Raw genomic sequence first — 26,756 nt, 5'->3', positions numbered from 1 at the left:
TTAAAATACTGCGTCGAATTTAACGGTGTAAATCAAGGTGTCATCGTAAGTGAATTTACCTGTTGAAGTGTCCAAGTTGTTGCCTAAGAATCCACCTGAAGTGTCACCAAAATCATCGGCGTAGGTGACATCAAATTTAATCGCAACGTTATCAATTGCATCCCATCGCAAACCAATACTGTAAGCCATACGTTCAGCATTAAAGGCGACCATCTGAATTGCAGCCGCTGTAGATAAAGGTAGACGCTCATCATTATCTTGAGTTTTCGTATAAGCAACAGTAGCGTAAGGCGTAAATGCCTTAATACGATAGCCTAATGTTAAGTAACCAGAATCAATATCAGGGTAAGCGTTATCAATTTCTGAACGAGTCCATTCTGTTATCGCAATGACTTCACCATTGTCGTAACTTGCACCCACTCCGACGAAAGAACCTTTATCATCATCAAGTTCTAATACCGTATAGTTCGCTTGGGTGTTCACTCCAGGCGCTAATGTTACGTCAACTTCATTAACAATAGGTCCGTCTAGTTGTGCTTGAGCGTATACGGCACGTAAAGTCCATATTTCGTCAGTCCAGCTCAGGTTCGCACCCATAAGGTTACTGAGTTCAACCGCTGAATTTTTAACATCTGACTCACCACCGAAGGCTTGCATTGTTAAGGTTGAGTCATCATATTCAACATCGTATGACACGCCAGCGCCTGTGTAAGACGAAAACGGAATAGCGCCGTATACTTCTTGTGGTGGACGAGCAAATGGCTGTGCGTAGCCAACATCTAAGTAATCAGAGTACATGAATAAAGGGACTCGCAGTTTACCACCACGAATCTTGACGCCGTTTTCAAAGCGATGAGATAAATAGGCCCATTCTGCTTCAACTTCCCAGTCGTATTTACCGCGCATCATTAACTGTAATACTGCTTGAGTATTGTCAGAAATGTTAAAGGTACCTTGTAGCCCTAATTTACTGTCTTCGTTAAAATCAGCACTTGAATCTGCATTATTATAACCAGCATCATTGTCAGAGCTGATATAGGCTCCACTAATAAAGCCGTTAAATTTTACTTTGTCAGTTAGGCTAGCATTTTGTTGTTTTTGCAGCGTTTGAACTTGCTGCTCTAACTTAGCTATTTTTGCATCAGCAGCTTCATCTGCTGTTGCTAGGTTAGGTATCATTGCCATTGATATTGCAACAGATAATACTTTTAAATTAAACTGCATGGTGTTACTCCTTGATCATCACTCAATATGCCTCTAGGGCTTATATTTTTGGTTTTCTGCTACTGCATTTACAATCAATCTCACACCTTAAATTGGTTAGTAATTGATTGTAGTCTTTTACTTATATTTTGAATATCAACACTGATCCCTCCCATATCAGCCGTCGTTACCCTGACTTTCTGTGAACCGGCTTCCATTTCAGCTACATATTGCTGAATCAACACCGAAGTTGTATGTTGTTCTTCGGTGGCAGCCGCAATTTGGTCATTAACCTCTGATATTGCACTCACTTTACCTGTTATACGTTGTAAGGCTTCACCGGCTAAAGAGGTTGATTTAACCCCTATTGCTGCAGTGTTGATACCACGAGCCATCGCGTCAACGGCTTGTTTAGACGTGGAGCGTAATTCTTGTAGCACTTGTTGGATTTCTTGGGTCGAGGTTTGTGTTCTAGAGGCCAATGTTCTGACTTCATCTGCAACTACCGCAAACCCGCGCCCATGTTCACCAGCACGCGCGGCTTCAATCGCAGCGTTAAGTGCGAGTAAATTAGTCTGATCTGCAATACTTCTTATCGTGTCTAATATGTCATTAACATTATGGGTATATGCGTCCAATTGATTAACGACAACCGCAGTTTGCTGTACTTCTTCAGCCAAGGTATTAATGGTAATAACAGCATCGTTAACAATAACAACGCCTTTTTTTGCCTCAGTGTTGGCATTCTCAGCATCAAGCGCTGCGCTTGATGCGTATTCAGCAATATGAGTGACACTGACAAACATTTCTTTCATGGCTTGTGATATCTGCTCAATGGATTCATTTTGTTGCTGTACATTGAGTTCACTGTATTGACTACCACTGAGTAACGTTGCTGCAACTTCGGTTAAATTTTCAGTGGTATTCTTTGTATCGGCAATAGACGATTGAAGTTTAGACACAAATTGATTAAACCAATAAACAAGCTGTGCTATTTCATCTTTGCCTGCATACTGAATCCGTGATCGTAGATCGCCTTCACCTTGGGATATGTTACGAAGTGACTGGGTTACATTGTCGATAGTACTAATAATTGATTTATTAACTAAGACTCCTACTGCAATCATGACGACTGTAGCCGCTATACCAATGAGCATTAGACTATTTTCTGCACGTTCAGTACTGGCTATGGTTAATTGGATCCGTTGCTCAAACTCTGTTGAATAATCTTTCTTCTTGGCCGCAAATTGTTTAACTAAAGTTTGATATCGCTTGGCATTATCTGTCGCTTGAGTTTGAATTTTACTAAAGTCAACATCATCCTTTATAAACTCGGCAGCAAGGCTTCTAGCATTTTCATGATAAAGGGTAATGTCACGAATCAATTGCTGTGTATTTATTTCTTCAGCAGGAAGTAAAATGGCTAACTCATTTAAATTATTCGTAATTTGCTTCACCATCGTTTTAGCTATGTCTAAGCTGTCTTCTTCGCCTGTGGTTATTGCTGACTGAATAGTTTGATCTAATTGCAGTCACAACCCTTGATTTATGGTTGCCAGATTAAGTGCGGGATAAAGTTGGTTTTGAAGTCCGTTTAACCGTTGTGCATTGTTTTCACCAGTTTGATTGTTAATAATTAAAGAAATCACAAACGACAAAATGGCGACAACAGTAAGTAGGGTAATTCTGTGCTTAATTTTTAAATTTGTCAGCAGCATATAACCTTATGTAATCAATTTATTTAACATGGTTACAATAATATCACTTTAAATAATGGGATAAAATCACTAACAAAAGCTAAAGCTTAATAAACAATCACATTGCGATGTTAGTATTGTTCAACTCGTTGGAAATACAATATTGATTTTGTTTTAATATAATAAAATATTATTCACCCCTGAATGAGGTGTTAATTTAACATTATGATTATAAACAAGTTTGATAGCCGATGGATATGTTATTTTTTGTGAGTTAATATAGTTTATGTTTGATTTAACATATTTTAATTGTGAACCATCAAGATGAACTTTTTATGTATTCGAAATGATTTCGAATTAGGTAAGTACCGCTAGCGTGAGAACGATATTGTTAATGATTTTTGTTACTTTATTATCAATGATAGCGGCTTTAGATTATGTAAAGCCGCTATTGCTTTAAGGGTAATGGTTAATGGTATTAATAGCCGATGGCGGCAGAACCAGCGCGTCTTGGATCTGAAGCGCCAAAAAGACCTTGCTCTGTCATCATTATCGATTGAGTACTGCCAATCGATTCTTGCACTTTCACTTTGTGACCTTTGGCTTCAAGTAATGAAATAGTATCGCGATTCAATGTATGTTCCACCCAAATAAAATCAGGTAACCATTGGTGATGCATACGTGCAGCAGCGGTTGCTTCGGCAATGTTTAAGTTATGATCAATCACATTCATGATCATTTGCAGCGTAATATTAATAATCCGTGAGCCACCGGGGCTGCCGGTAACAATGAAAGGTTTGCCATCTTTCATTACCATGGTTGGACTCATGGAGCTAAGAGGGCGCTTATTTCCTTGCACTGCATTTGCTTCCCCACCAATTAAGCCATAACCATTAGGGGTACCTGGTTTAACCGAAAAGTCATCCATTTCATTGTTTAATAAAATCCCAGTACCTTTAGCGACTAAGCCTGAACCATAACTGAAGTTAAGGGTATAGGTGTTAGCAACTGCATTGCCCCATTTATCGATAACCGAGAAGTGGGTAGTTTGATCGCTCTCATATGGTGCTAGTTTCCCCGGCTTAATTTCGCTGCTAGGGGTGGTTTTATTGATGGCGATTTTACTGGAAATCTCTTTTGCGTATTGTTTGCTAGTCAATTGTTTTACAGGAACAGTAACAAAATCTGGGTCGCCTAAATACTCACTACGATCAGCATAGGCATATTTCATTGTTTCGGCCATAAGATGCAAAGTGTTTGCGCTATTGTGGCCTAATTTATCAATGGGGAATTGCTCGAGTACATTGAGCATTTCGATAATATGAATACCCCCTGAAGATGGCGGCGGCATAGATACCACTTCGTAGCCTCGATAATTACCTCGAACCGGTTCGCGCTCAACAACTTTGTAGTTAGCTAAATCAGTTAAACTCATTACCCCGCCAGCATTTTGGACCGCAGAGACAATTTTTTCAGCCGTTTCACCTTGATAAAACCCTTTACTACCTTTCTGGGCAATCAACGATAATGACTGCGCTAACTCGGGTTGTTTGAGCAATTCATTGACCTGATAATTACTGCCGTCGGCATGGTAGAAAATTGCTGCTGAACTTGGCCATTGAGTAATACGAGATTTAAGGCCCGCTAATGAGTTTGATAGATCTGAAGTAACAACTATACCGTCTTTGGCGAGCTTAATCGCAGGCTTGATCACTTGCGCCATTTTCATGGTGCCATATTGTTTTAAGGCCAGTTCCATCCCCATAACGGTTCCAGGTACGCCCACAGCTAGTCCATGCTCACGACTGAGTTTGTCAACTGCATTGCCTTGTTCATCAAGGAAGATATCTTTGTGCGCTTTAGCAGGGGCTGTTTCACGGTAATCGATAGCAATGGTTTTATTTTGCTCGGCTAAATGCACTAGCATAAAACCACCACCACCAATATTACCCGCGCGAGGTAAGGTTACTGCAAGTGCATATGCCACGGCTACGGCCGCATCGACCGCGTTGCCACCTTGTTTTAAAATATCAACACCAATTTGGCTAGCTATGGCTTCTTGGCTTGAAACCATGCCATGCTTAGCATAGATTGGCTGAGCCGTTGCCATTTCACTGAAGATTGAAGCTTCATTTGCTTGGCTGTCAGCAATATGAAGCGCAGGATAACAAAGTGTGAGTGTTAATGCGGTGCTCAAAAAAAGCGGTGTTAATTTAGGGAATCGTGTCACGATCAATCCTTGGTGTGTATTGAGAAGATACTGTGATAGAACATGCCACATGATAGCAATAATTGGTATGAGTTTTAGCGGTTGAGTGTTAATTATTATAGGGTAGGTGTGGGTGGAACAAACACAAACGCGAGTTTATCAATATAAATTTGTTAATAGTATTAGCAATATAGATTCTTCAGTATGGAATATCTTTTTTGGATCATCTCATCCTTTTACCCGGCATGAATATTTATCCGCTCTGGAAATGAGTCGCTGTGTTAGTGCTGAAACGGGTTGGACGCCGATGCACCTTATGGTGATGGATGGCGATAATATTATTGCATTAATGCCCTTGTACCTTAAAAGTCATTCTTGGGGGGAATATGTGTTTGATTGGGCATGGGCAGAAGCTTATGACCGTCATAATATAGGCTATTACCCTAAGCTTGTGGGCAGTATACCTTTCACACCCACAACTGGGCGACGTATTGGTATTGACCCAAGGTTACCAAAACCCGATCAACAGCCCTTGATTGACGGTATTCAAACCTATCTGTCACAAACTGTCATTAAACAGGGCTGGTCATCTTGGCATTGTTTATTTACCAATACCGAGCAACATCTTCAGTTTGCACAAGCAGGGGTAATGGAGCGTGTTGGTTGTCAGTTTCATTGGCACAACCAAAATTATGCTGATTTTAATGACTTTCTGAGTACATTAACGTCACGAAAACGCAAAAACATCACTAAAGAACGAATTTCTGCAAGGCAACGGCTACAATTTCGATTTATAGATGGCGATAAGGCGAGTGCACAGCAATGGCAGGATTTTGTGCGTTGTTATCAAAATACTTATTTAAAGCGTTCTGGTCATAAAGGGTACTTGTCGGCAGCATTCTTTGAGCAGATAGCAGCAACAATGGGCTCAATGATCCGATTATTATTGATTGAAAATAGTGACGCACAATTAGTGGCATCAGCATTATATTTTGTGTCAGACACGCATTTATATGGTCGTTATTGGGGAGCCTTAACAGAATGCGACTATGTCCATTTTGAAGCATGTTATTACCAAGGCATTGAGTACGCTATCGCTAATCAATTATTAGTTTTTGATGCAGGAGCACAAGGCGAACATAAAGTGGCTCGAGGTTTTCGTCCTGTGAAAACCACCTCAAGCCATTTTGTTGCTCATGAAGGATTTAATGATGCCATCGGTGCTTTTTGTCAACAAGAGCAAGCTCATATCGACATTTATATACAGCAAATGTACGAACAACTACCGTATAAGTCGATTGAAAATACATAAAATAGTATGAGGTTAATTACTCATCAAATGTACTTTCTGGGTTAGCCTAGCGCTAGCCAAATACCAACCAGTATCATTAAACTTCCGGCGATACGATTCATCCAGCGGATATTATCGCCTCGACTTAAAAATAATCGTAAACTCTTACCGCCGCTGGCATAAGCCAGCATCGACACACTTTCGGTGACCATTATAATACCAAGCAAAACGGCGAGTTGTGGCCCAACGGCATTATCAACATTAATAAACGGCGGTAATAGCGAAATCATAAAAGCCCAACCTTTAGGGTTGGCAATCGCGGTAATAAATCCTTGGCTGATTAAGCTCATGCGACTGGCTTTCACTTCAATACCAGTGATGATGGCCATTTTGCCTTTAGCACGCCACATATTAATGCCAATGTAGCCAAGGTAAGCGCCACCTACCCATTTAAGAATATCGAACACCTGTGGGTAATTTAGCATGATGCTAGCAACCCCAAGTACTGCTGCAATGGCGACCAACGCCACGCCTACTAATTCACCTAACATCATCCATAAGGTTCTGCGTACACCAATACTCATGCCGAGTGTCATGGCTAAAGTCATGCACATACCGGGGGTGATAGACACAAAAAAGAACGTTGGAATAAACACAGCGAGTACGGCGTAATCTGGCATTAGAAAGGTCTTTGATTAGAATGTAGATGGCAGAGTGTAAAGGCCTAAAATGATAAAAACCAGCAATTTGCTGGTTTTTATGTATCACTTCGTGTTTATAAAATTACAGCACGCCGCGTTTCATTTGATCGCGTTCAATCGATTCAAACAACGCGGTAAAGTTACCTTCGCCAAAGCCAAGGTTATTTTTACGTTGAATGATTTCAATGAAGATAGGCCCAAAAAGATTTTTGGTGAAAATTTGCAATAAATAACCGTCATCATCGCCATCAACCAAAATCTGGTGATGCTTGATACGGTCGTGATCTTCGGTCACTTGTGGCAACTTCTCGAAAATGGTGTCGTAATATTCAGGAATAATATCCAGTGTTTTGATTGAGGTGCCTTCCATAGCATCGAGTGAGGCCACAATGTCACGGCTTCTGAATGCCAGATGTTGAACACCTGGGCCATTGTATTCACCTAAGTATTCATCAATTTGATTTTTGTTATTGCCTTTACCTTCGTTAATCGGGATGCAGAAACTGCCGTCTGGAGAGCGTAGCGCATAAGATACCAAAGCAGTTTGAGCGCCGCTGATATCGAAATAACGCACTTCGGTAAAACCAAAGACGTCTTTATAAAAGTTAGCCCATTTTTCCATGGTGCCTTTGTAGACATTATTGGTTAAATGGTCGACTTCCATAAAGCCTTTCTCAGGCGTTACGATAGGCTGTTCTAAATCGACAAAGTCAGTTTGATAAATATTGTTTTGTTCACCAAAAGTGTCAATAAAATAAATCAGACTGTCGCCGATACCGTAAATAGCTGGGTAGGGCATGTCTTTATTGGCATCATCGGCAGGTTTTGCACCACGGGCAACGGCTTCTGTAAATGCAAACTGTGCATCTTCTACACGCCAACCCATTGAACAAATAGCCGGACCATGAGATTTGGCGAATTCTGCAGAAAAGCCTGCACGGCCTTTATTCAATAGAAAGTTAATGTCATTTTGTTTGTAGTAAACAATGTCATGATTTTTGGCTTTTTTTAACATCGAAAAACCAAAATCAATGAATACTTGGTGCATGTATTCTGTATCTGGGCTAGCAAATTCGGTGAATTCAATGCCTAAAAGGCCCAGTGGATTTAGTTCGCTTGCCATTTTGTTTTCCTTTATTTTATGTCAACACGCAATCACTCTTTGGTGACTTGGGTTAGCTATAAATGTGGTCTTAGTTTTCTAACCAAGAGCGGTTGTAATCATCACTCATGCAATTTTTGACATGAGCGGTTAAATTCAGTGGGGCGAAGGTATCAACCATCACCGCATATTCGTATGTTTCGGTTTTGCCGATAGAGGCTTCTGTACGACCAGGTTGAGGCCCATGCGGCACACCTTTTTGGTGTAACGTCATATAGCCCGCTTCAATACCTGTACGGCTCATAAAGTCACCATCGACGTAATACAAGACTTCATCGCTGTCGATGTTGTTGTGGTAATAAGGTGCTGGTATCGATTTCGGATGAAAATCGTATGGGCGTGGCACAAAGTTACAAATGACAAAATTGTGTGCAGTAAACACTAAATGCTCAGACGGTGGTAAATGAATCTTGCCGACTTTGGGTGCATATTCACTGATGTTAAATGCCCAAGGATAAACGCAACCATCCCAGCCTACTAAGTCAAATGGATGCCATTGCAGTGTCATTTTTTGATAGCGATCACCAAATTTACACATTAACGGAAACGCACCTTTTTCAACCACGGCATCAGCCAAGGTTGGCGTACGAATGTCTCGTTCACAGTAAGGTGCAGATTCAAGCATTTGGCCGTATTCGTTTCTGAAATGCTTTGGCACTTCGACCATTGAGGATGATTCAATAACAAACAAGCGTACATTTTGATAATCGTTAAATTTAAGTTGGTACGTGGTCCCGCGTGGAATAATTAAGTAATCCCATTTATTGGTTTCAATGACACCGTATTCACTCAATAATTGGCCTTCACCCTCGTGAATAAACACCACTTCGTCAGCATAGGCATTTCGATAAAATTCATTGGTGTCTTCAGTCACTTTCGCGGTGTACATGGCGACATCATTATTGAAAAATATTTTATTTCGGGCGCTAAAAAAGTTGCCTTGGCAGTCGGCTTGGCGCGAGTCTAATTTGTAATTTTGAATTAATGAGTCTTGCCATTGTTCACCATGAGATAACGAGTAAGGTTGAACGTCTATCGCTTTGGTTGGCATATTGTGATGATATTTATTGGAGTAGATATTCGAAAAGCCATGGGTTGAAAATAATTCTTCACGGTACAACTCGCCATTGTCTTTTTCGAAGGCAATGTGACGTTTGGTCGGGATCTGACCTTGTTTAACATAGAATGGCATCTGATTGTCCTATGGTGAATCGACTGCGAGTGTCGTGGCGTTTATGTTATTTGTTGTTATGGCCTAATCGCATTGGGCAAACCAATATGTGATCTAACTTACAATTTAGTGGTAAAGATCAACAAAAAAAAGAATAATAAATAACTCAACACAATCTATATTTTAGATTGTTATGTTAACTTTACATTTGTGTATGGATAACGGGACAGTGGAAATCTTATGCGAATAGATATCGATGCCTTTAATGTACTGCAAGTACTTGTTGAAGAAGGAAGTTTTGCAAAAGCTTCAGAGCGATTACACAAGGCACAATCGGCAGTAAGCTATCAGATTAAAAAACTAGAACAACATCTCGGCGTGACATTATTTAATCGAGATCATTATCGAGCGGAATTAACACCCGAAGGTAAAGTTATTTTGGCCGAAGGGCAACGGCTGTTACAGCATTTAGCCAATATTGAACATCTGGCCAGTCGTTTTAGTCAGGGTTGGGAGCCCAAACTTGAGTTAGTCATAGACGGTGCTTTACCGATGGAACCGATCATGACCGCGCTTAAGCGCATGTCAGAACACAACATACCGACTAAAGTGCAGCTTAATATGGAGTTTTTAGGCGGGGTACAGCATCGCTTTGAGCGCGACCAGGCCGACTTAATGCTGGTTAAGGATTATCGTACTGGCCCCTCTTATCATCCTAAACCGCTACCTGCTATTACCAGCGTGCTTGTCGCGTCATCACAACATCCATTAAGTCAGCTTAAAGACATTAGTTTGCCTGAATTGCAACAACATGTTGAGTTAACCATCGAAGATTCATCTCCAGGTAAACGTGACCGCGATGAAATGCAATTTGGCGGCGATAAAGTCTTTTATTTGTCAGGCTTTATCATGAAAAAAAATGCTTTACTAAAAGGCCTGGGTTTTGGTTGGATGCCGGATTTTTTAATTGCTGAAGAATTACATCAAGGGCAACTGATCGAGATTGATTTTATTGGTGGTAATCGGTTTAGTTTTACACCGCAATTAGTCTCTACACTTGAACGTCCGCTTGGGCGAGCTGGGCAGTTATTTACCGAGCTTATTTTGCAAGAATTTGCTCAATATCAATTACAACAACAATCAGGATTGAGCGGTGCGGGTTTAGGTTAACGATGGACACAATTGGTAAACAAATGCAGTGGCAACAGAACGCGGATATTTTATTGAAATGTTGTCATGTTAAATGGATGATCATTTTGTTACCTTAAATCATCCATAAGGAATAATGCCTTAATACTGAATTGGGCAACTGCAAACATTAAATAAATTTTTAAGGAATGAAAATGAGCATGAAAAGTCATGAAGTAGATTATGAAATTATAGGTTCTAGCATGCAGCTGGTTGAAGTTGAATTAGACCCAAATGAGTCTGTTATTGCTGAAGCGGGTGCGATGACTTACCTCGAAGAAGACATTATGTTTGAGGCCAGAATGGGTGATGGCTCTGAACCAGAATCCGGTTTTTTTGGCAAGCTACTTGGTGCAGGTAAGCGCGCCATTTCGGGTGAGGGTATTTTTATGACCCACTTTACTAATCAAGGTCAACAAAAACGAAAAGTGGCATTTGCTGCGCCATTTCCTGGCACTATTTTGGCGATAGACTTAGCTCAACATCAAGGCGAACTTATCTGCCAAAAAGACAGCTTTTTAGCGGCAGCCTTAGGCACGCAAGTAAGCATGAAGTTTAATAAGCGATTAGGCACCGGTTTCTTTGGTGGTGAAGGATTTATTCTACAAAGCCTTAAAGGTGATGGCATGGCGTTTGTGCATGCTGGTGGGACACTGATTAAAAAAGAATTACACGGTGAGACATTGCGAGTCGATACCGGTTGTTTAGTTGGATTCACTCCCGGGATTGACTATGACATACAGCGTGCAGGCTCATTAAAGTCGATGGTATTTGGTGGTGAAGGTTTGTTCCTTGCAACCTTAAAAGGCCATGGGACTGTGTGGTTACAAAGCTTACCGTTTTCTCGTATGGCTGACAGAATTATTGCTCATGCACCATCAAGTGGTGGTAAAGACCAAGGTGAAGGTTCTGTACTTGGCGGAATAGGGCGAATGATTAACTAATATGGGCATTGCGTGATCTTATCACTGTGCCGTTAGTATTTGAGCTCAGACTATTATAGCTAATAGTGTTTACGTAGTCTGAGCTGTCTTTAGGAGGCTGATTTAAAGAAGATGTTTACTGGTCGGCTGACAAGCTGGTCTGTTTTAATTCAAGGTTACCGATGCAAGGTCATCAATCTAACGTTATTATTCTAAGGTTGTTAGTTGCATAATGTGTTGGTATTGCAACTGTGTGACGGGCTGAATACTCAGGCGGGCACCTTTAGCCACTAATACCATATCTTGCAGCGCGGGATCGGCTTTCAATTGCTTCAAGCTCACAGGCTTAGAAAATTTGGCCATAAATTGAATATCGACTTGCCACCATCGAGGCGCATTAGCGTTAGATTTTGCATCAAAATACGGTGAACGGTTATCAAAAGCACTGCTATCAATTTGAGCTTCACTGCTAATTTTTGCTAAACCCACAATGGCAGGAACTTTACAACTAGAGTGGTAAAACAACACTACATCGCCCAGTGTAATTTGATCGCGAATATAATTACGTGCTTGATAGTTACGAATACCTTGCCAAGCAACAGTTTGCTGCTTACTCATCTGTAGATTATCAATACTAAAGTCGTCTGGTTCAGACTTCATTAACCAATAGTTCATGTGATCCCATTATCGTCTTTAAAGTGACTTAATAACCTTTCAGTGCTTAAGAATGGCAATGTACACGTTGCTGATACGATTAGGCAAATAAAAAGCCGACAGCATTATGCTATCGGCTTTTTACAATAGTGGTCATTCAGCGGTTATTAACGAATGTTAATAAGTCGGTTTGGCAATAACGGTTTGACCAATAGGGGTTAAACTTAATAAGGCCAACTTAAGATGTTGTAACGCGAACGGAATACCTATAATCGTTACAAAACAAGCCAGAGCATGGACTAGATGACCAATCGCGAGCCAAATACCAAAGCATAAAAACCATATTACATTACCCACCAAACCTAACGTGCCAGTGCCAATATCTTCTTGGCCTGAAATGTGTTTTCGGTTAACGGTCTCTTGTCCAAATGGCCAGAAAGCCAGTTCGCCAATAACAAAACAAGCACGACCAAATGGGATGCCAATGATACTGATAAAGCACAGTACTCCAACAAACCACCAAGCTAGGCCCATAACAAAACCACCCATTAAAAACCAAGCAATATTAAAGATTAAGCGTAAAAGAGACATTTTCATTCCTATCAATAGTCAATATTCTCAATATAAAGCCATTTTCATGCCATGTTTTCAATTTATTGATTATTAAGGATTAAGTGTTGCTGTGGTATTGTATAAATAGAACAGTGCGAGGATTCACGCAAATGAATCGATGAGATTTATCATTTTTTAGTTAAAATACTCATATTACAGTTGATTGAGACAATTCATGTTTTCGATAAGCCCAGTGCAAACGATGAACTTTGCTGGACGCAGCATCTACATTAAAAGAGATGATTTATTACATGCTGATTTTAGTGGTAATAAAGCACGTAAATTTTATCATTTTTTACATCATGATTATTCACATGTTACCCAACTAGTGGCATCGGGTTCGGCCCAAGGCAACTCATTATATTCCATGTCAGTATTGGCTAAGCGGCAAGGGTGGAAATTTGATTACTATGTAAGCCATATCAGTGAGTTTTTATTACAACATCCTCAAGGCAATTATGCTGCTGCGATACAAAATGGCGCCAATATTATTGATGTTAGTCATTTGACCGATGCTGAAAATCTTCAAAGTATGCATTTAGACGATGCGATGCAATATATTGTTTCATCGAATCCAAGCTACGCAGATAAAAAACAATTACTTTTTATTCCTGAAGGTGGGCGTTGTGAGTATGCCGAAACCGGGATAACACAACTCGCCTGTGAAATTATTCAATGGGCGCAAGATCAACAACAAAATAAGCTAAAGGTATTTTTACCCTCAGGTACGGGGACCACTGCGGCTTATTTAAATAAACAACTTACTCAACAATTGGCTCATTTATCATTAACGAAAGTTTTTACCATTGAGGTGTTAACTTGCAGTACCGTGGGAGGGGATGAATATTTACGTCAACAATTCTCACAATTAGTCGATGAGGTTTATTTTCCTACAATTATTAATGATGGTTATAAATATCATTTTGGCAAACTATCACGACGTTGTTTTGATATGTGGAATACAGTATGCCAGTCGGGAATTGAATTTGAATTATTGTACGACCCGGTTGGATTTCTAGTGTTACAACATTATTTGAATAGTAAAACTGCCAATGCAACCGATATTCTCTATATACATCAGGGGGGAGTTTTGGGAAATAAAACAATGTTGCCAAGATACCAACGAAAATTTTCGCACACTGTTTAATTACAGGGTGAATGCAAGATGTTTTTTCTATAAGTTGTTGATATAAAATTAGATATTTTAGAGGGGTTAACTGGGATGTAACGCTGAAGAATAACTTAAAATGATGCGAGTGAGTTATTCATTTTGCCCTGTTTTAATAAACATCGGTAAGTGAGAGGAGAATACCGAGAAATGAGTTTATTAAATAACAGAGCAAATGATTAACGCAAAGCGTTAGGGGGTATTACTTATTGGCAGAGATTAACCATTTCATGAAGTTTAATGCTTCAATACGTTTTGAAAAGGTTTTTTTGTTTTTACCTAGGCTGTCGGTAAAAGCAATTGAATTCTTGTTTGACGAGATAGAGTTAACCGGAAAGCTAACTGAAATTTCGTGTCCATTCATGTTGTATGACATAGGTCACACTCCTTCTTATATATTCACCATTAGGTGAGAAAATTGTTCAATAAAATATCCTTGGCATTTTTTAGTGTTGCAAAAGATTAATGTTTCGAGATTTAACTTAACCTATCCTTTACTCACTAATCAAGTGTTGATATGTAAATAGTTGATTAAGGTCTATTTTATGCTTGCAACATTGATGTTGTCACATGACATATAGCCATAAAAAAATTAATACATATTTAGTACTTAACTTTGTAAGTTAAACATAGTTTTATGACAACAAGATGACGTGAATATAATTTAAATTATCATATCAACAGAAATCAATTGAAATCAAAAACGATGTACAGAAGCTTGTCTTGGGTTTATTTACGAAGTGAAGTTGAGCAGACTTACAGGTAGGTAACCAAAATTAACAAGAAAACTAAATCTGTGTGGATAATATACTGAGTGTTTGCATATGGCAATAGTCTTTTTCAATTTTTAATCAAATTAATGCAGTTTTCGATTAAAAAATAGCAATTAGTGACTAATCATCGACAATTCTCACCTTGCTCGGATGTCGATAGTGTTAAAAGGGATGACGAAAATTCACTCATCATCCCTTATTGCTGGTACAACTTAATGATAAATAGCGGCCAAGTTGTCGATACACAAACCTTAGTAGTTAACATTTTAAGAAACTAACGTAATGGTTAGTAAAGTAAATCGCCAATTGGGTTTAATAGTTTGCTGAACCCTTTAGTGAAGTATAACGGGGCATCGACAATGGTATAGCACAAACAACCTTCAAGTGTTTTTGGTGAATGTTGGTGCTCTTTATCAAGCAACATAAAGTCACCAGGCTTGTAGGTGTTGTAACAGTCGCTGAACTCACCTGCGAGCAGTAATGTTAGCTCTGCACCTTTGTGTGTATGTTCAGGAATTTCACCGTTGGCTGCGATATGCAACAAGCTTGCTCTTGCTTGTGGCTCTCCGGTATCGAGTCTCAAACGGCTGACTTTACCAATACCCTGCCAAGAAGCATTAATTTGCTTACGAAATACCTTAGGCAGCGGATAATGTTGACCTTTAATACTAACGCTATTGTCTTCAATCTGATCAACTGTACTAGCTTGTTCAACCTCTAAAGTATCTAAGGTTGAATTTAGTAGCTGCTCGAGTAGTGCGTCTAATTGATTATTATTAGTGTCTACCGACTGAGTTTTTACGGCCGACTCAAACTGTTGCTCAGACAACGCAATTGTCACCTGGTCAAGTTGTTGCTGGCAATGAGGACACAATTCAGCATGAGCGGAGATAGCAATCGACATCGATAGCGGCAACTCGCCTTTAGCATGGAGAGACAGCAAATGCTGGTCTGGGTGGTAATTAATCATAGTGTTTCTCCATAAAGCTTTTTAATTTTTCCAAGCCAAGTCTAAGTCGAGATTTAACCGTTCCAATTGGAATGTTAAGTTTGTCTGCTAACTCTTGTTGAGTAAGCTCTTGCATATAAATACCTTGTACTACTTGGCGTTGTAGAGGAGGTAATTCTTCTACATGCAGCAATAAAGTTGCCGATAATAAAAAATCATCGTCGTTGTTTTCAGCTTCATCAGACTCAAATAAAGGCCAAATATCATCACCGAAAGAATCTTCACGGTTATGTTGTACTTTACGGAGCATGTCAAAACATTGATTACGCATGATGGTAAATACCCAAGTACTTACCGCTGCTTTGTCTGCATTGTAAAGATGGGCTTTTGTCCATACTCGAGTCATTGTCTCTTGAACTAAATCCATGGCTAAGCCCTGTTGGCTTAAGCGCTGAACACCAAAAGAGTTAATTTTTGGGCCAAAATGCGAAAAAAGTTTTGCAAAAGATGCTTTGCATCGATCATTAGCCACCTGCATCATTAATGACGCAAGCTCATCAGCCATTGGATTGGGTTCGTTTGATTTCATAGCACCGCTTAGTTTAATTAGGGATCTTTGTGCAAGATGCCCCTTATCATAACGACTTTGTGTGCTTTGTGATTGAACATTTTCCATTATTTCACCCGCATCCAATAAATAACTCATTGAGCATAAGAGATTACGTCATTATGCTGTGGCTATCCTGAGCTCAAACAAGCTGCAGTATCATTATCTTATACGTGGCATTATTGGGTTCGGATCACAGTTCTGTATTATTTTATTATGTCGGCTAAGAATGATTTAGCTAATTGATGATCATGGCTATTGATACACTGATATTTTTCTTTGGAACTCAATGGGATAATTTCAAGCCATCGCTGACAAACCCACGCAATATCATTAAAGTTTTCTTCAGAATAGTGGGCAAGATGCTGTGGGTATTGCTGTAAAATTTGCTTTAACGTATTGCTAAGTGCTTTATCTTTTTTACGCTCATCAGTGTGATCGTGGCTCTGTTCAGTTTGTCGTTCAATGATATCGCACGGCCAAGAATCAATTAAGCTGACATCGGCGCGCTTTAAACCGTCACTATCAACACTTATTTTGTTAATAATGAACGTTTTTTGCCCTTGCACACTAATACCTAATAAGCCATCTTCAAGAGTTTCAAAGTCGATAATCTGGGTTAATGTGCCCATGGGTAATATGGTTTTTTTATCATCAGCCAACATACATAAGCCAAAACCAACACCACTTTTTAGCGATTCTGATACTAAGCGTTTATATCTAGGTTCAAAAATACGTAACTGGGTATATCCTTGAGGTAACAAGCAAATCGGTAATGGGAATAATGGGATGATCATAACGGCCCCTGAATGACTTTTAACGAATAATCTACACTGTTGTACGTACACAAACAGGTTAATGATCACCTTGATCTGTGGTTTAAACATGCCAAATTATATTGTGTTATGTGTGAAAAGTTATGCTCAAATGCATTATCAAGACGGGCTATTCATATGAACGTCTTAAGTATTAATTGAGTTAAATGGTTTTACAACAGTAACAGGCTTATCTATTAGGATAACAGCCGACAGACTTAACAAAGCAAAACCGAGGGTGAATTGATGCCGCGGTTTCAGGAGTCTTTTTATTGGTGTTAACTTTAGTAGAACGTTTATGAGATGAAATAATTCGAGTTTCGAATTAAACATTTTACGTATTAGGGGTGTTTTTTGATCTTGTTTATATATATTTTTTATTTTTGCGGCATAAATCCTGATTCAACACTGTTTAATGATATTTTTTAAGTATAATTACCCTTGTTAATGATGACGCATCTTTGATGTTGCTTGTATGTTTTTAGGTGGAACCTGTTCATGAGAAAAGTGCTCGATACGGTAGATCAAAGAACTAAGTTAGTTGGCGAAAACCGTTTAGAATTGTTGTTGTTTCGCATTAACTCTACCCAGTTGTTTGCCATTAATGTATTTAAAATCAAAGAAGTGGTTAAGTTGCCATCCTTACATAAGTTACCCGGCAGTAATCATAATGTTTATGGAGTAGCCAACATTAGAGGGATGTCGATCCCAGTGATTAATTTACGACAAGCGATTGGTTTCTCGCCGATGCCAGTGAATGACGATTGTAACTTGATTATTACCGAGTATAACCGCAGTGTGCAGGCTTTTTTAGTCGGTAAAGTCGAGAATATCGTTAACATGACCTGGAGTGATATTATGCCGCCGCCCAAAACCACTGGCGGACATAATTACTTAACCGCAATAACGAAAATTGAAGACCAAGGACACTTACGATTAGTGTCTATTATTGATGTTGAGAAGGTATTAGCTGAGATTATTGATTACGATGTGAAGTTATCTGACGGTGTGTTAGATGAAGCGCTCGTTTCTTACATGCCTGGTCGTAAGATATTAATTGTGGATGATTCGTCAACGGCGCGTAAACAAGTAAGGGACACTCTCAATCAACTTGGTATAGAGATTATTGAGGCGTCAGATGGATTACAAGCTTTGCGATTATTACAATCGTGGGCTGATGAAGGCAGACAGGTTGCCGATGAATTGCTAATGATGATTACTGATGCCGAAATGCCCGAAATGGATGGTTATAAGTTGACCTTTGAGGTGCGTAACGATCCTCGAATGGCGGCACTCTTTATTACCCTCAATACTTCTTTAAGCGGTAGCTTTAACCAAGCGATGGTGAAAAAAGTCGGCTGTAATGAGTTTATCTCTAAATTCCAGCCCGACTTATTAGTCAGCGTTGTTCAAGATCGTTTACGGAGTATTCTTAGTTAGGCCACAATTGAATGATTAAGTGGTTTTATTGATCCATATCTTCGATTAACTCGTCAAGAATACGACGTTGATGCCCTGGGGTGATACCAATATTCAGTCTCGCTATTTTGACTGCATGGCCAAATTGAGCTTTACCAAGTAAAGTCACCAGTTGTTGTAAAAAACCACTGTCTAAAGATAAGGTCTTGCTATAGTGGCTAATGGCTTTTGTTAAAGAGGTAAACATTATATCGTCAAATTCGAAACCGGTATGATATTGACTACTGTCACCCGCTATTTCGCCTTCAAGTAAAACCCCGTCCAGACTTAATGGCCAGCCCCGTGCATTCATGCGACTTTGGGCTATTTGATACATCATCCAGGCACTTTTTTTAAATCCACCAAAAATCATACAATCAAAATCTGATTCTTCGAGTTCTTGCTCAGTCCAATTAATGCCAATCGCCAAGTCTTTGCTATATAGATGCATTAAATTATCTTTAACCGCATCTCGACAATCCCAAATAGAGGTCAGCAGATTTTTCTTGGCTAACATATGGCATTCTTTACAAGCAGGAATGGCTAGAGAGGGGTGGGGGGTGTGAGTCATTCTATAGTAATCAAAAACATGATTACTGGGTTCGTTGCAAAACCAACAGGTGTGGCGTTTGTCAAAAGGAATATCAATCAGTGTAGGCATGGGCATAATAATATCAAAAAGCTGTTCAATGGCTGAACAGCTTGGGTAGTAAGATCAAATCAATTAATGATTATTCTTTTTCAAAATCAACTAATTCTTTAGCCAATACGATAGGGTCAATTTCTAGGCATTCTTGTTCAGCTTCCCAATCAACACCTATTAATACACCGTCATCATTTAAATCACTTACCCAGTATTCTAAAAACTCAGTCAGTGTAATAGTCACTGGGTTGTAGTCTGCCCACTCATCAGTGCAATGGCTTTTTGCAGCAGCTTCACTTGACCAAAGTGGCATAACATCAGTTTCTTCAAATTCTGATGAGTCACATACAACCCAACCTTCACCTGTTTCATCTTGTAAGCCCCATAAGACTTGATGTTGTTTTACGCTTTCGATAAAGCCTGTTAGTGCTGCTGTTTGTTCTGTCATGATAAATCGCTTAAATGAGTGAGAATTAACATCATTATACGGACTCAATGAATAAGGAAAAGGCTTAATTAATGACAATTTTGTTTATGAGGATCCTTGGTGGTCATTTAGAAACTAAATTGCCCCAGAATCTAGACGCAAATCGGGCATTTAGTCTCTTATTAGAAACTAACACGATTAAATGCGTCAATGTTGTAACTGTATTCGCTGTCGTTCGTTGGGTCATTTAAATCAATCGATAGTCTTGGCGTTATTGACCCGCTTATTTATCAAGCTGTTTGTATGACTCAAATCAAGTGCAGCGATTAAGACGAGTGTCTGTGGTTTTGAGTGACGGCTTCATTATTAATCACCTTGTCATCGGTGTTGTTATTTTTCACTTGAATTTGGCATAAATAAACAGGGTTTAATGTTAACAGGTCTTGTTTACTGAAAGCCGATGCGTCACGATATTCAATATTCATTTTTTGTAAAATAAGTGTTGTTCATGGCTCATAAAAGACGTTTTTCTGTGTTTATTGCTTCAATGTTTGTATCTAGCACCTTATTGAGTGCCTGTGCTGTGTCGGCATCACCCGATCCTGTTGTTGATGTTACTCCAGTTCAAGAGCATCCCGATTTTGCTACCTGTGTGATTAATTTACAGCAAAAAGCAAAAACGGCAGGGATTTCACAGCAGATTATCGATACAACGGTGGCAAATTTAAAGTTTGTCCCTAGGGTGATTGAATTAGATAATCAGCAGCCAGAATTTACCACAAGCTTTGGTGATTACTTCGACAAACGCGTCACACCATGGCGGGTTGAACAAGGCAGAAAAATGATGGCTAAACATGAGTCATTATTAACTAAGCTAACAAAAGAGTATGGCGTGCCTGGGCAATATATTGTTGCTTTTTGGGGCCTAGAAACCAACTTTGGTAGTTACAAAGGTAGCATGCCAGTGCTCGATTCATTGGCAACGCTAGCATGCGATCCAAGGCGTAGCGATTATTTCACTGGCGAGTTATTACAAGCGTTGAAGTTAAAGCAGCAATATAATTTCGCAGATAACAAAATGGTTGGATCGTGGGCTGGGGCGATGGGGCACACCCAATTTATGCCAACTAACTATCGTAAGTATGCAGTAGATGGTGACGGTGATGGTATTGCCGATTTATGGAATAGTGAAGTGGATGCATTAACTTCTGCAGCTAACTTTCTACAACACCTAGGTTGGAAAGCAGATGAGCGATGGGGACGAGAAGTATTATTACCTGTTGATTACCCGTTTGCTTACTTGGGCGGTAAACACCCGTTACCATTAGTAAAATGGCAAGCGCTTGATATTAAAAAATCTAATGGTCAGCCGTTATCGACACCAGATATGCAAGCCGCTTTATATTTACCAGCAGGGCATACGGGTCCAGCTTTCTTAGGGTATGACAACTTTAATGTGATTATGCGTTGGAACCGCTCTGAATTTTATGCCATAGCAGTCGGTCATTTAGCCGACAGAATTAATGGCGGTGCGGAATTAACACGTGCGGTACCTAAGCAGCCAAGGTTAAGCCGAGAAACGGTAAAGCAGTTACAACAAAAACTGAATGATGCTGGGTTTGATGTCGGTAAGCCAGATGGCATTTTAGGTCGTAATTCAGTGCTAGGTTTGCAAGCTTTTCAGCAGCAAAAAGGGCTAATTGCGGATGGATTTCCTGACGAACAAACATTTAATGCATTAGGCATCAAATTATAATGGCCACCTAAAAGGCTACTTTTTTGTGGATGCATTAGCACGCTTTTGCTAAGCTTCGGCAAATTTTAGAGTTAAGGAACGATAATGATCATTAAAGACGATATGGTAGTGCAGTTTAATTACACGCTACGTGATGAAAAAGGCGATGTGCTTGAATCAAATGAAGGTCGTGAGCCGATTGCATATCTGCATGGGCATGACAACATGATGCCTGGTATCGAAGCTGCTATTAATGGTAAAGAAATTGGCGAAAAGTTTACTATTACTCCGCCAGCCGCTGACACTTATGGTGAACGCCAAGAAGATTCAGAGCAGCGTGTATCAGTTAAACATCTTGTCGGCGCAAAAGTATGGAAACCCGGCATGGCTGCAGTGGTGAACACTGAACAAGGTCAACGTCAAGTTACCATCATTAAAGTGGGTAAATTCATGGCAACGGTTGATGTTAATCATCCACTTTCTGGCCGTGAATTAACATTCGACATCGAAATTGTCGGTGCTCGTGATGCATCAGATGAAGAAATTGCTCATGGCCACGCCCATGGTGCCGGTGGTCATCACCACTAATGAGATTGATTTGCTGTTAATTCTTAATTTAACAGCAACTTAATTCTTGTATAAATCCCAAGTGAATACTTGGGATTTTTGTTTTTACAGTGAGTTATTATGGTTATTGATTTTTCTTTGGGTAAAATTATTGTCACTGTGCATGAGATTCAATGCCGGTTTCATGATAGTCAACTGGTGCTTGCTGCGTCAGTAGATGATATTAGCTGTTTTCATCAAGGTTTAGTGATTGTTGCCGATGCGGGGACGGTGCGGTGGAGTCTCAAACTTGATAATCCAGCGCAATTAGAGGCGTTACTTGATCACACCGGGATCCACGCACAATAGCCATTAGTCATAAATCTATCTGAATACACTAGATTATTTATGATGTTTAAACGTGAATCGTTCGATGTTAAAAATCAATTAACGTAAGATAGCCACTAATATTGTGACTGTATTGATAGGATTAATAAATATGACTGCTCAGTTAGATAAAATCGTGATTGAACCGCAATCACCTGCAACATCTTGTGTCATTTGGTTACATGGTTTAGGCGATTCTGGTGCTGGTTTTGCACCAGTAGTACCAGTATTAGGCTTAAATAGTCAGCATAGTATTCGTTTTATTTTCCCTCATGCACCAGAGCAAGCTGTGACGATTAATGGCGGGTTTGTGATGCGTTCATGGTACGACATCAAAAGCATGGATTTGCATGACCGTGCAGATATCCAAGGTGTTATGGCGTCTGAGCAAGCAATACGTCAGCTAATCGTCGATCAAATCAGCAGCGGTATACCAGCAGATAAAATAGTCTTAGCGGGTTTTAGTCAAGGCGGAGTAATGAGTTTGTTTACCGGTCTGCGTTTTGAACAAAAACTGGCAGGTATTATGGCATTATCTTGTTATTTACCTGGTGGAGAAGCATTGCCAGAGCAACTTGCTGACGCCAATATTCATACTCCCATCTTCCAAAATCATGGTGAGCAAGATGATGTAGTCCCTATGTTTGCGGGGAAAATGGCACATGATGCTCTGATAACAGCAGGTTATCAGAGTGTTTGGAAAACCTATCCTATGGCTCACAGCGTATTACCTAATCAACTTGTTGATATTGGTCAATGGTTACAACAAGTTTTGAAATAATGCAAAATAAGTATTGTTCTTGTTTTGGGATAATCGATGGTGTTACGTAGTATTTAAAAAACCAATCTATTTAAATGGCTTAGCAGTAAAAATGCTTAAGCCATTTTTTTACTTTGCATTAACAAGCCCGTTAACATGGTTATTGTTTTTCTCAGGGAATTGTTAAAGGGTAAGCTGCTGTTAAATAGTGTATTTAAAATCACATTCTGTCATATAAGTGACATCAAAATCCGTCAATCTTTGTTATCATTCTGGCCGTGAATAGGATAATTCACGGATTTAAAAATATAAATTATAACATCGGGGTAAATCATGACAAATATGTTAATTAAAGGATTAGTCGCAACGGCTGTACTAGCAGCGTTAACCGGTTGTGGCAGTGACGACGACAATACAGCAGTCGTAGCACCAACAACATGTGCCGAAGCAGGTGCAGATTGTAAAATATTCACAGTATTACACACCAATGATAACCATGGCCGTTTTTGGTCTAACAGTGATGGCGAATATGGTATGGCAGCGCGTAAGACGTTGATCGACCAAATTCGTGCTGAAGTCAGTTCAAACGGTGGCGAAACGTTATTGCTATCTGGCGGTGACATCAACACAGGTGTTCCAGAATCTGATTTACAAGATGCATTACCAGATTTTATCGGTATGAACGAAATTGCCTATGATGCAATGGCTGTCGGTAATCATGAATTTGATAACCCATTAGCAGTATTAGATTCTCAACGTTCAGTAGCAAACTTCCCAATGCTTGCGGCAAACATTTATAAAGCAGACGGTACTCGTTATTTTGATGCTTATAAAGTGTTTGACGTTAACGGTGTTCGTGTTGCTGTTATCGGTTTAACCACCGAAGACACGGCTAAAATCGGTAACCCAGAATTTATTAAAGATTTAACCTTTACTGACCCAACAACTGAAGCAGCTAAAGTGATTGCAGAAATTAAAGCTGCAGATACCGCTGATTTAATTTTCGCAACGACTCATATGGGTCACTATGCTGATGCGCAAAATGGTAGTAATGCTCCTGGCGATGTAACATTAGCTCGCGCACTAGCTGCAGGTGATTTAAGTGCCATTATTGGTGGTCACTCACAAAACCCTGTATGTATGGAACCAGATACTAACGACTATGCAGAGTTTGCTCCTGGTGACGCTTGTACTCCTGACATGCAAAATGGCACTTACATTATGCAAGCTCATGAATGGGGTAAGTATGTTGGCCGTGCTGATTTTGAATATTTCAACGGTGAGCTTCATCTTGCAAGCTACAAGTTAATTCCGGTTAATTTGAAGAAAACGGTTGAAGATGCTGAAGGTAACAAAACTAAAGTTTTAGTTGCTGATGAAATCACAGCCGATGCAGATTTAAAAGCACTACTTTCTTATTACCAAGAACGTGGTCAAGGCCAACTTGATGAGATTATTGCTACTACAGATGCATTATTAGACGGTGAGCGTGCAAATGTACGTAATATGCAAACTAACTTAGGTCGTTTAGTTGCTGAAGCACAGCGTACTAAAGTGGGTGCAGATATCGGCGTGATGAACTCTGGTGGCGTACGAGCTTCTATTCAAGCGGGTGATATTTCTTATCGTGACGTGTTAACTGTGCAGCCTTTTGGCAACATGGTAACGTTGAGCACTATGACAGGTGCAGAAGTCACTGAGTATCTTAATACTGTAGCATCTTTCCAACGTGGTTCTGGTGCTTATGCCCAAATCACTGGTGTGAAAATGACGGTTGATTGTACTGCGCAAACAGTCGCTATCAGTGAAATTAATGGTAAAGATTACAGTGCCACTGATTCATATAGCTTCACTGTACCAAGCTTTAATGCTGCTGGCGGTGACGGTTATCCAACATTAGACCCAATCCAAACAGGTTATGTTGATGCTGAAGTGTTATACACTTTCTTCAAAGACAAAGGCACTATTGCTGCCGCTGACTATGCGCCAATAGGTGACATTGTTTATGAAAACTCAAACAGCCCACTAGGTTGTGAAGTTACTGCAAACTAATTAAACTCAATTTAGGTTAATAGATGGGGTACCCATTTATTATTCCGAGCTAAGGTTAGATTGCAACAAAGGCAGCTTCGGCTGCTTTTTTATTGGCGAGAGTTTAGTTGACTCGTGGTTTAATAAAGCGGTAATGTAATCAATAGGTTTTGTTACTATTGCTGAACAGTGCATGTATAGGATTGAGAGAAATTAATATGACAGGTACCTACAGATTATTGTTGTTAGTCACTTTAATTGTGCTTGCACTAACGTGTTATCTAGCCGGTAGCCAAACGGGAGCGGTGACTTTTTTTGTGGCAGGTGGATTGCTTGAAACAGCCTTTTGGTTTGGCTTGTTTAAAAAATCTAAAAATAGAAGCATTAGTTAATATTAACTTAAACAGTTATCGGTTATCAGAGGTTGCTTGTTGAATTGCTTATGATGGTATTGGGCAGAGTATTGAAATCGTAAATGGATATTTGAAAGTAACAAAGGCAACCTAGGTTGCCTTTTCTATTATAAAGCTATGACGTTCTCTGAATGGCTGTTTATCTCACTCAATTAGGTGTGTTATTTCCAGCCAATATGAGTGGTTAATGTATGACTTTGTCCAGGTGCTAACACCACGCAGTCTTCCAACACGTTAGCGGCTTCTAAGCACACCATGGTTAAGTAATCGTCTGCATTAAAGCGTGAAAGGCGCATCGACTTGTCTATCCAAGGGTTCCAAAGAACCGCTGATTGACTGTTTTCGCGACTGACTACAATGGTGCCATTTTGTGTATGTAACTCCTGAGTATCACCTAATAGGGTATAAACCCTGTCGGTTTCTCGTTCAAATTTAACGACATCATCGACTTGTTTAAACGGCCCTTCACCAAATTCAATGTATTGTGACCCGCTAAAGCCACTCGCTTGCAATTGATGAATATCTTCAATAGGAAAGTAGCTATGCAATGCTTGGGTAAGCTTCACGTTATCATTTCCATTATTAGTATTCACCAAGCTGACTGATAAGGTTTCGCCTAAGGTGAATAGCACCTTTACTTGGGTATTATGGGGCCAATATTGTTTATCCATTTCACTGGCGGGCAGGGTGAAAACTAAATCTACTAATTGGTTACGCATTTTGACTGATTCAAGCGACCAGGTTTTGTTTCGTGCAAAACCATGCTGCGGAAACCCTGGAGTGTCGCTCATACCAAACCAAGGCCAACAAATGGGGATTCCTCCTCTGATACCATTACCAGGTTGGTAATCATCTGCACTTGAAACCCATAATAGTGGTGCTTTGCCTACAGGTATAAATTGATCTATTTGTGCACCTTGCATAAAAATACGTGCTTGGCAAAGTGCAGTGTCAACAGCAACATAATCAAGACCATTGAGATGTCTTTTAGTGGTAACCGAACCCATAGCGTGTGTCCTTGTGTATTTTGACTCTAGTCGATAGCTTACAAGGTTTTTGGCAAGTAAGTCACTAATCGTTTGGATGATTTACGGGTGTTAACGGTCAACTTTAGTCAATAAGTAAACATCAAACCGCTATTGATTCAGTACCAAGCATTGCATCACTTGCCATCGATAGGCTATTACGAGTTCAATTCGCCTTGTGAGCAAAATAACGCGTTTTGATATTACA

26 protein-coding genes are annotated in these 26,756 nt (G+C 39.7%); 11 read left to right on the top strand and 15 right to left on the bottom strand.

What is annotated here, in order from left to right:
- The 3 genes from AAEY97_RS04830 to ggt all read right to left on the bottom strand — a co-directional run bounded on the left by AAEY97_RS04830 (nt 1) and on the right by ggt (nt 5,130).
- Nucleotides 1-1,224 carry a porin family protein gene (locus AAEY97_RS04830; RefSeq protein WP_350978091.1) on the bottom strand — a complete coding sequence of 408 codons (1,224 nt, stop codon included), beginning with the start codon at nt 1,222-1,224 and terminating at the stop codon, nt 1-3.
- A gap of 80 nt (nt 1,225-1,304) precedes the next feature.
- Nucleotides 1,305-2,663: a methyl-accepting chemotaxis protein gene (locus tag AAEY97_RS04825; RefSeq protein ID WP_350996948.1), complete on the bottom strand. Its 1,359-nt coding sequence runs from the start codon at nt 2,661-2,663 to the stop codon at nt 1,305-1,307.
- Between the two features lie 715 nt (nt 2,664-3,378).
- A complete protein-coding gene (gene ggt, locus AAEY97_RS04820; protein WP_350996946.1) occupies nt 3,379-5,130 on the bottom strand; it encodes a gamma-glutamyltransferase in 1,752 nt (583 codons plus the stop codon).
- Nucleotides 5,131-5,242: 112 nt separating this feature from the next.
- Here ggt and AAEY97_RS04815 point away from each other — a divergent pair, with 112 nt between their 5' ends.
- Nucleotides 5,243-6,421, top strand: coding sequence for a GNAT family N-acetyltransferase (locus tag AAEY97_RS04815; RefSeq protein ID WP_350996944.1), 1,179 nt, complete (start codon nt 5,243-5,245; stop codon nt 6,419-6,421).
- Between the two features lie 41 nt (nt 6,422-6,462).
- Here the strand turns inward: AAEY97_RS04815 and AAEY97_RS04810 are convergent, their stop codons facing one another.
- The 3 genes from AAEY97_RS04810 to AAEY97_RS04800 all read right to left on the bottom strand — a co-directional run bounded on the left by AAEY97_RS04810 (nt 6,463) and on the right by AAEY97_RS04800 (nt 9,455).
- A complete protein-coding gene (locus tag AAEY97_RS04810) occupies nt 6,463-7,080 on the bottom strand; it encodes a LysE family translocator (RefSeq protein WP_011637783.1) in 618 nt (205 codons plus the stop codon).
- 103 nt (nt 7,081-7,183) lie between these two features.
- Complete coding sequence (gene hppD / locus AAEY97_RS04805; protein ID WP_350996940.1) at nt 7,184-8,224, bottom strand: 4-hydroxyphenylpyruvate dioxygenase; 1,041 nt, start codon at nt 8,222-8,224, stop codon at nt 7,184-7,186.
- Between the two features lie 70 nt (nt 8,225-8,294).
- Nucleotides 8,295-9,455: a homogentisate 1,2-dioxygenase gene (locus AAEY97_RS04800; RefSeq protein WP_101086910.1), complete on the bottom strand. Its 1,161-nt coding sequence runs from the start codon at nt 9,453-9,455 to the stop codon at nt 8,295-8,297.
- A 219-nt stretch (nt 9,456-9,674) separates the two neighbouring features.
- On the opposite strand from AAEY97_RS04800, the gene AAEY97_RS04795 reads away from it, so the two are divergent.
- On the top strand, nt 9,675-10,604 hold the full coding sequence (locus tag AAEY97_RS04795) for a LysR family transcriptional regulator (RefSeq protein WP_350996937.1): 930 nt from the start codon (nt 9,675-9,677) through the stop codon (nt 10,602-10,604).
- Between the two features lie 173 nt (nt 10,605-10,777).
- Nucleotides 10,778-11,566 (top strand): TIGR00266 family protein, encoded by a 789-nt coding sequence (locus AAEY97_RS04790; protein ID WP_059743964.1) that lies wholly within the window; start codon nt 10,778-10,780, stop codon nt 11,564-11,566.
- A gap of 186 nt (nt 11,567-11,752) precedes the next feature.
- Here the strand turns inward: AAEY97_RS04790 and AAEY97_RS04785 are convergent, their stop codons facing one another.
- Together AAEY97_RS04785 and AAEY97_RS04780 are read right to left on the bottom strand one after the other, a co-directional pair.
- Nucleotides 11,753-12,220, bottom strand: coding sequence for an EVE domain-containing protein (locus tag AAEY97_RS04785; protein ID WP_350996934.1), 468 nt, complete (start codon nt 12,218-12,220; stop codon nt 11,753-11,755).
- A 156-nt stretch (nt 12,221-12,376) separates the two neighbouring features.
- Complete coding sequence (locus AAEY97_RS04780) at nt 12,377-12,790, bottom strand: YccF domain-containing protein (RefSeq protein ID WP_101086914.1); 414 nt, start codon at nt 12,788-12,790, stop codon at nt 12,377-12,379.
- 196 nt (nt 12,791-12,986) lie between these two features.
- Between AAEY97_RS04780 and AAEY97_RS04775 the strand changes: the two genes are divergently transcribed.
- Entirely contained in the window at nt 12,987-13,958 is a 972-nt protein-coding gene (locus AAEY97_RS04775) for a 1-aminocyclopropane-1-carboxylate deaminase/D-cysteine desulfhydrase (RefSeq protein WP_350996931.1), read from the top strand.
- Nucleotides 13,959-14,181: 223 nt separating this feature from the next.
- Here the strand turns inward: AAEY97_RS04775 and AAEY97_RS04770 are convergent, their stop codons facing one another.
- The 4 genes from AAEY97_RS04770 to AAEY97_RS04755 form a co-directional block, all read right to left on the bottom strand.
- Nucleotides 14,182-14,355, bottom strand: coding sequence for a hypothetical protein (locus AAEY97_RS04770; protein WP_011637775.1), 174 nt, complete (start codon nt 14,353-14,355; stop codon nt 14,182-14,184).
- Nucleotides 14,356-15,038: 683 nt separating this feature from the next.
- Nucleotides 15,039-15,722: a ChrR family anti-sigma-E factor gene (locus AAEY97_RS04765; protein ID WP_350996928.1), complete on the bottom strand. Its 684-nt coding sequence runs from the start codon at nt 15,720-15,722 to the stop codon at nt 15,039-15,041.
- A complete protein-coding gene (locus AAEY97_RS04760) occupies nt 15,715-16,377 on the bottom strand; it encodes a sigma-70 family RNA polymerase sigma factor (protein WP_101087219.1) in 663 nt (220 codons plus the stop codon). The genes AAEY97_RS04765 and AAEY97_RS04760 overlap by 8 nt, the downstream gene beginning before the upstream one ends.
- A 137-nt stretch (nt 16,378-16,514) precedes the next feature.
- Nucleotides 16,515-17,105: an LON peptidase substrate-binding domain-containing protein gene (locus tag AAEY97_RS04755; protein ID WP_101086917.1), complete on the bottom strand. Its 591-nt coding sequence runs from the start codon at nt 17,103-17,105 to the stop codon at nt 16,515-16,517.
- 516 nt (nt 17,106-17,621) lie between these two features.
- Between AAEY97_RS04755 and AAEY97_RS04750 the strand changes: the two genes are divergently transcribed.
- On the top strand, nt 17,622-18,563 hold the full coding sequence (locus AAEY97_RS04750; protein WP_335692485.1) for a chemotaxis protein CheV: 942 nt from the start codon (nt 17,622-17,624) through the stop codon (nt 18,561-18,563).
- Between the two features lie 25 nt (nt 18,564-18,588).
- Here the strand turns inward: AAEY97_RS04750 and AAEY97_RS04745 are convergent, their stop codons facing one another.
- A complete protein-coding gene (locus AAEY97_RS04745; RefSeq protein WP_350996923.1) occupies nt 18,589-19,248 on the bottom strand; it encodes a hypothetical protein in 660 nt (219 codons plus the stop codon).
- 64 nt (nt 19,249-19,312) lie between these two features.
- Nucleotides 19,313-19,672 carry a DUF2750 domain-containing protein gene (locus AAEY97_RS04740; protein WP_041413601.1) on the bottom strand — a complete coding sequence of 120 codons (360 nt, stop codon included), beginning with the start codon at nt 19,670-19,672 and terminating at the stop codon, nt 19,313-19,315.
- Between the two features lie 487 nt (nt 19,673-20,159).
- Between AAEY97_RS04740 and AAEY97_RS04735 the strand changes: the two genes are divergently transcribed.
- From AAEY97_RS04735 to AAEY97_RS04710, 6 genes are all read left to right on the top strand, one after another.
- Nucleotides 20,160-21,407, top strand: coding sequence for a lytic murein transglycosylase (locus AAEY97_RS04735; protein WP_502959433.1), 1,248 nt, complete (start codon nt 20,160-20,162; stop codon nt 21,405-21,407).
- 84 nt (nt 21,408-21,491) lie between these two features.
- On the top strand, nt 21,492-21,974 hold the full coding sequence (locus tag AAEY97_RS04730; RefSeq protein ID WP_101086921.1) for an FKBP-type peptidyl-prolyl cis-trans isomerase: 483 nt from the start codon (nt 21,492-21,494) through the stop codon (nt 21,972-21,974).
- A 99-nt stretch (nt 21,975-22,073) separates the two neighbouring features.
- Nucleotides 22,074-22,301, top strand: a complete 228-nt coding sequence (locus AAEY97_RS04725) for a DUF3389 domain-containing protein (protein WP_101086922.1) — start codon at nt 22,074-22,076, stop codon at nt 22,299-22,301.
- Nucleotides 22,302-22,431: 130 nt separating this feature from the next.
- Nucleotides 22,432-23,100, top strand: a complete 669-nt coding sequence (locus tag AAEY97_RS04720) for an alpha/beta hydrolase (protein ID WP_101086923.1) — start codon at nt 22,432-22,434, stop codon at nt 23,098-23,100.
- A gap of 312 nt (nt 23,101-23,412) precedes the next feature.
- On the top strand, nt 23,413-25,131 hold the full coding sequence (gene ushA, locus AAEY97_RS04715) for a bifunctional UDP-sugar hydrolase/5'-nucleotidase UshA (protein ID WP_101086924.1): 1,719 nt from the start codon (nt 23,413-23,415) through the stop codon (nt 25,129-25,131).
- A gap of 197 nt (nt 25,132-25,328) precedes the next feature.
- A complete protein-coding gene (locus tag AAEY97_RS04710) occupies nt 25,329-25,502 on the top strand; it encodes a hypothetical protein (RefSeq protein WP_174839642.1) in 174 nt (57 codons plus the stop codon).
- A 182-nt stretch (nt 25,503-25,684) separates the two neighbouring features.
- Here AAEY97_RS04710 and AAEY97_RS04705 read toward each other — a convergent pair whose 3' ends face one another.
- Entirely contained in the window at nt 25,685-26,530 is an 846-nt protein-coding gene (locus tag AAEY97_RS04705) for a D-hexose-6-phosphate mutarotase (RefSeq protein ID WP_350996921.1), read from the bottom strand.
- Nucleotides 26,531-26,756 lie beyond the last annotated feature (226 nt).

The sequence above is a fragment of the Shewanella sp. TB7-MNA-CIBAN-0143 genome, assembly GCF_040310065.1.
In the GTDB taxonomy this organism is placed as follows: domain Bacteria; phylum Pseudomonadota; class Gammaproteobacteria; order Enterobacterales; family Shewanellaceae; genus Shewanella.
The sequence above is the reverse complement of the archived record's forward strand: the minus strand, read 5'-3'. Positions and strand labels throughout refer to the sequence as shown.

Excerpts from the sequence above, each read along its gene's own strand:
- AAEY97_RS04830 (WP_350978091.1), bottom strand. The coding sequence starts at position 1,224 with ATGCAGTTTAATTTAAAAGTATTATCTGTTGCAATATCAATGGCAATG.
- AAEY97_RS04825 (WP_350996948.1), bottom strand. The coding sequence starts at position 2,663 with ATGGTGAAGCAAATTACGAATAATTTAAATGAGTTAGCCATTTTACTT.
- AAEY97_RS04810 (WP_011637783.1), bottom strand. The coding sequence starts at position 7,080 with ATGCCAGATTACGCCGTACTCGCTGTGTTTATTCCAACGTTCTTTTTT.
- hppD (WP_350996940.1), bottom strand. The coding sequence starts at position 8,224 with ATGGCAAGCGAACTAAATCCACTGGGCCTTTTAGGCATTGAATTCACC.
- AAEY97_RS04800 (WP_101086910.1), bottom strand. The coding sequence starts at position 9,455 with ATGCCATTCTATGTTAAACAAGGTCAGATCCCGACCAAACGTCACATT.
- AAEY97_RS04795 (WP_350996937.1), top strand. The coding sequence starts at position 9,675 with ATGCGAATAGATATCGATGCCTTTAATGTACTGCAAGTACTTGTTGAA.
- AAEY97_RS04790 (WP_059743964.1), top strand. The coding sequence starts at position 10,778 with ATGAGCATGAAAAGTCATGAAGTAGATTATGAAATTATAGGTTCTAGC.
- AAEY97_RS04785 (WP_350996934.1), bottom strand. The coding sequence starts at position 12,220 with ATGAACTATTGGTTAATGAAGTCTGAACCAGACGACTTTAGTATTGAT.
- AAEY97_RS04780 (WP_101086914.1), bottom strand. The coding sequence starts at position 12,790 with ATGTCTCTTTTACGCTTAATCTTTAATATTGCTTGGTTTTTAATGGGT.
- AAEY97_RS04775 (WP_350996931.1), top strand. The coding sequence starts at position 12,987 with ATGTTTTCGATAAGCCCAGTGCAAACGATGAACTTTGCTGGACGCAGC.
- AAEY97_RS04770 (WP_011637775.1), bottom strand. The coding sequence starts at position 14,355 with ATGTCATACAACATGAATGGACACGAAATTTCAGTTAGCTTTCCGGTT.
- AAEY97_RS04765 (WP_350996928.1), bottom strand. The coding sequence starts at position 15,722 with ATGATTAATTACCACCCAGACCAGCATTTGCTGTCTCTCCATGCTAAA.
- AAEY97_RS04760 (WP_101087219.1), bottom strand. The coding sequence starts at position 16,377 with ATGGAAAATGTTCAATCACAAAGCACACAAAGTCGTTATGATAAGGGG.
- AAEY97_RS04755 (WP_101086917.1), bottom strand. The coding sequence starts at position 17,105 with ATGATCATCCCATTATTCCCATTACCGATTTGCTTGTTACCTCAAGGA.
- AAEY97_RS04750 (WP_335692485.1), top strand. The coding sequence starts at position 17,622 with ATGAGAAAAGTGCTCGATACGGTAGATCAAAGAACTAAGTTAGTTGGC.
- AAEY97_RS04745 (WP_350996923.1), bottom strand. The coding sequence starts at position 19,248 with ATGCCCATGCCTACACTGATTGATATTCCTTTTGACAAACGCCACACC.
- AAEY97_RS04740 (WP_041413601.1), bottom strand. The coding sequence starts at position 19,672 with ATGACAGAACAAACAGCAGCACTAACAGGCTTTATCGAAAGCGTAAAA.
- AAEY97_RS04735 (WP_502959433.1), top strand. The coding sequence starts at position 20,160 with ATGGCTCATAAAAGACGTTTTTCTGTGTTTATTGCTTCAATGTTTGTA.
- AAEY97_RS04730 (WP_101086921.1), top strand. The coding sequence starts at position 21,492 with ATGATCATTAAAGACGATATGGTAGTGCAGTTTAATTACACGCTACGT.
- AAEY97_RS04725 (WP_101086922.1), top strand. The coding sequence starts at position 22,074 with ATGGTTATTGATTTTTCTTTGGGTAAAATTATTGTCACTGTGCATGAG.
- AAEY97_RS04720 (WP_101086923.1), top strand. The coding sequence starts at position 22,432 with ATGACTGCTCAGTTAGATAAAATCGTGATTGAACCGCAATCACCTGCA.
- ushA (WP_101086924.1), top strand. The coding sequence starts at position 23,413 with ATGACAAATATGTTAATTAAAGGATTAGTCGCAACGGCTGTACTAGCA.
- AAEY97_RS04710 (WP_174839642.1), top strand. The coding sequence starts at position 25,329 with ATGACAGGTACCTACAGATTATTGTTGTTAGTCACTTTAATTGTGCTT.
- AAEY97_RS04705 (WP_350996921.1), bottom strand. The coding sequence starts at position 26,530 with ATGGGTTCGGTTACCACTAAAAGACATCTCAATGGTCTTGATTATGTT.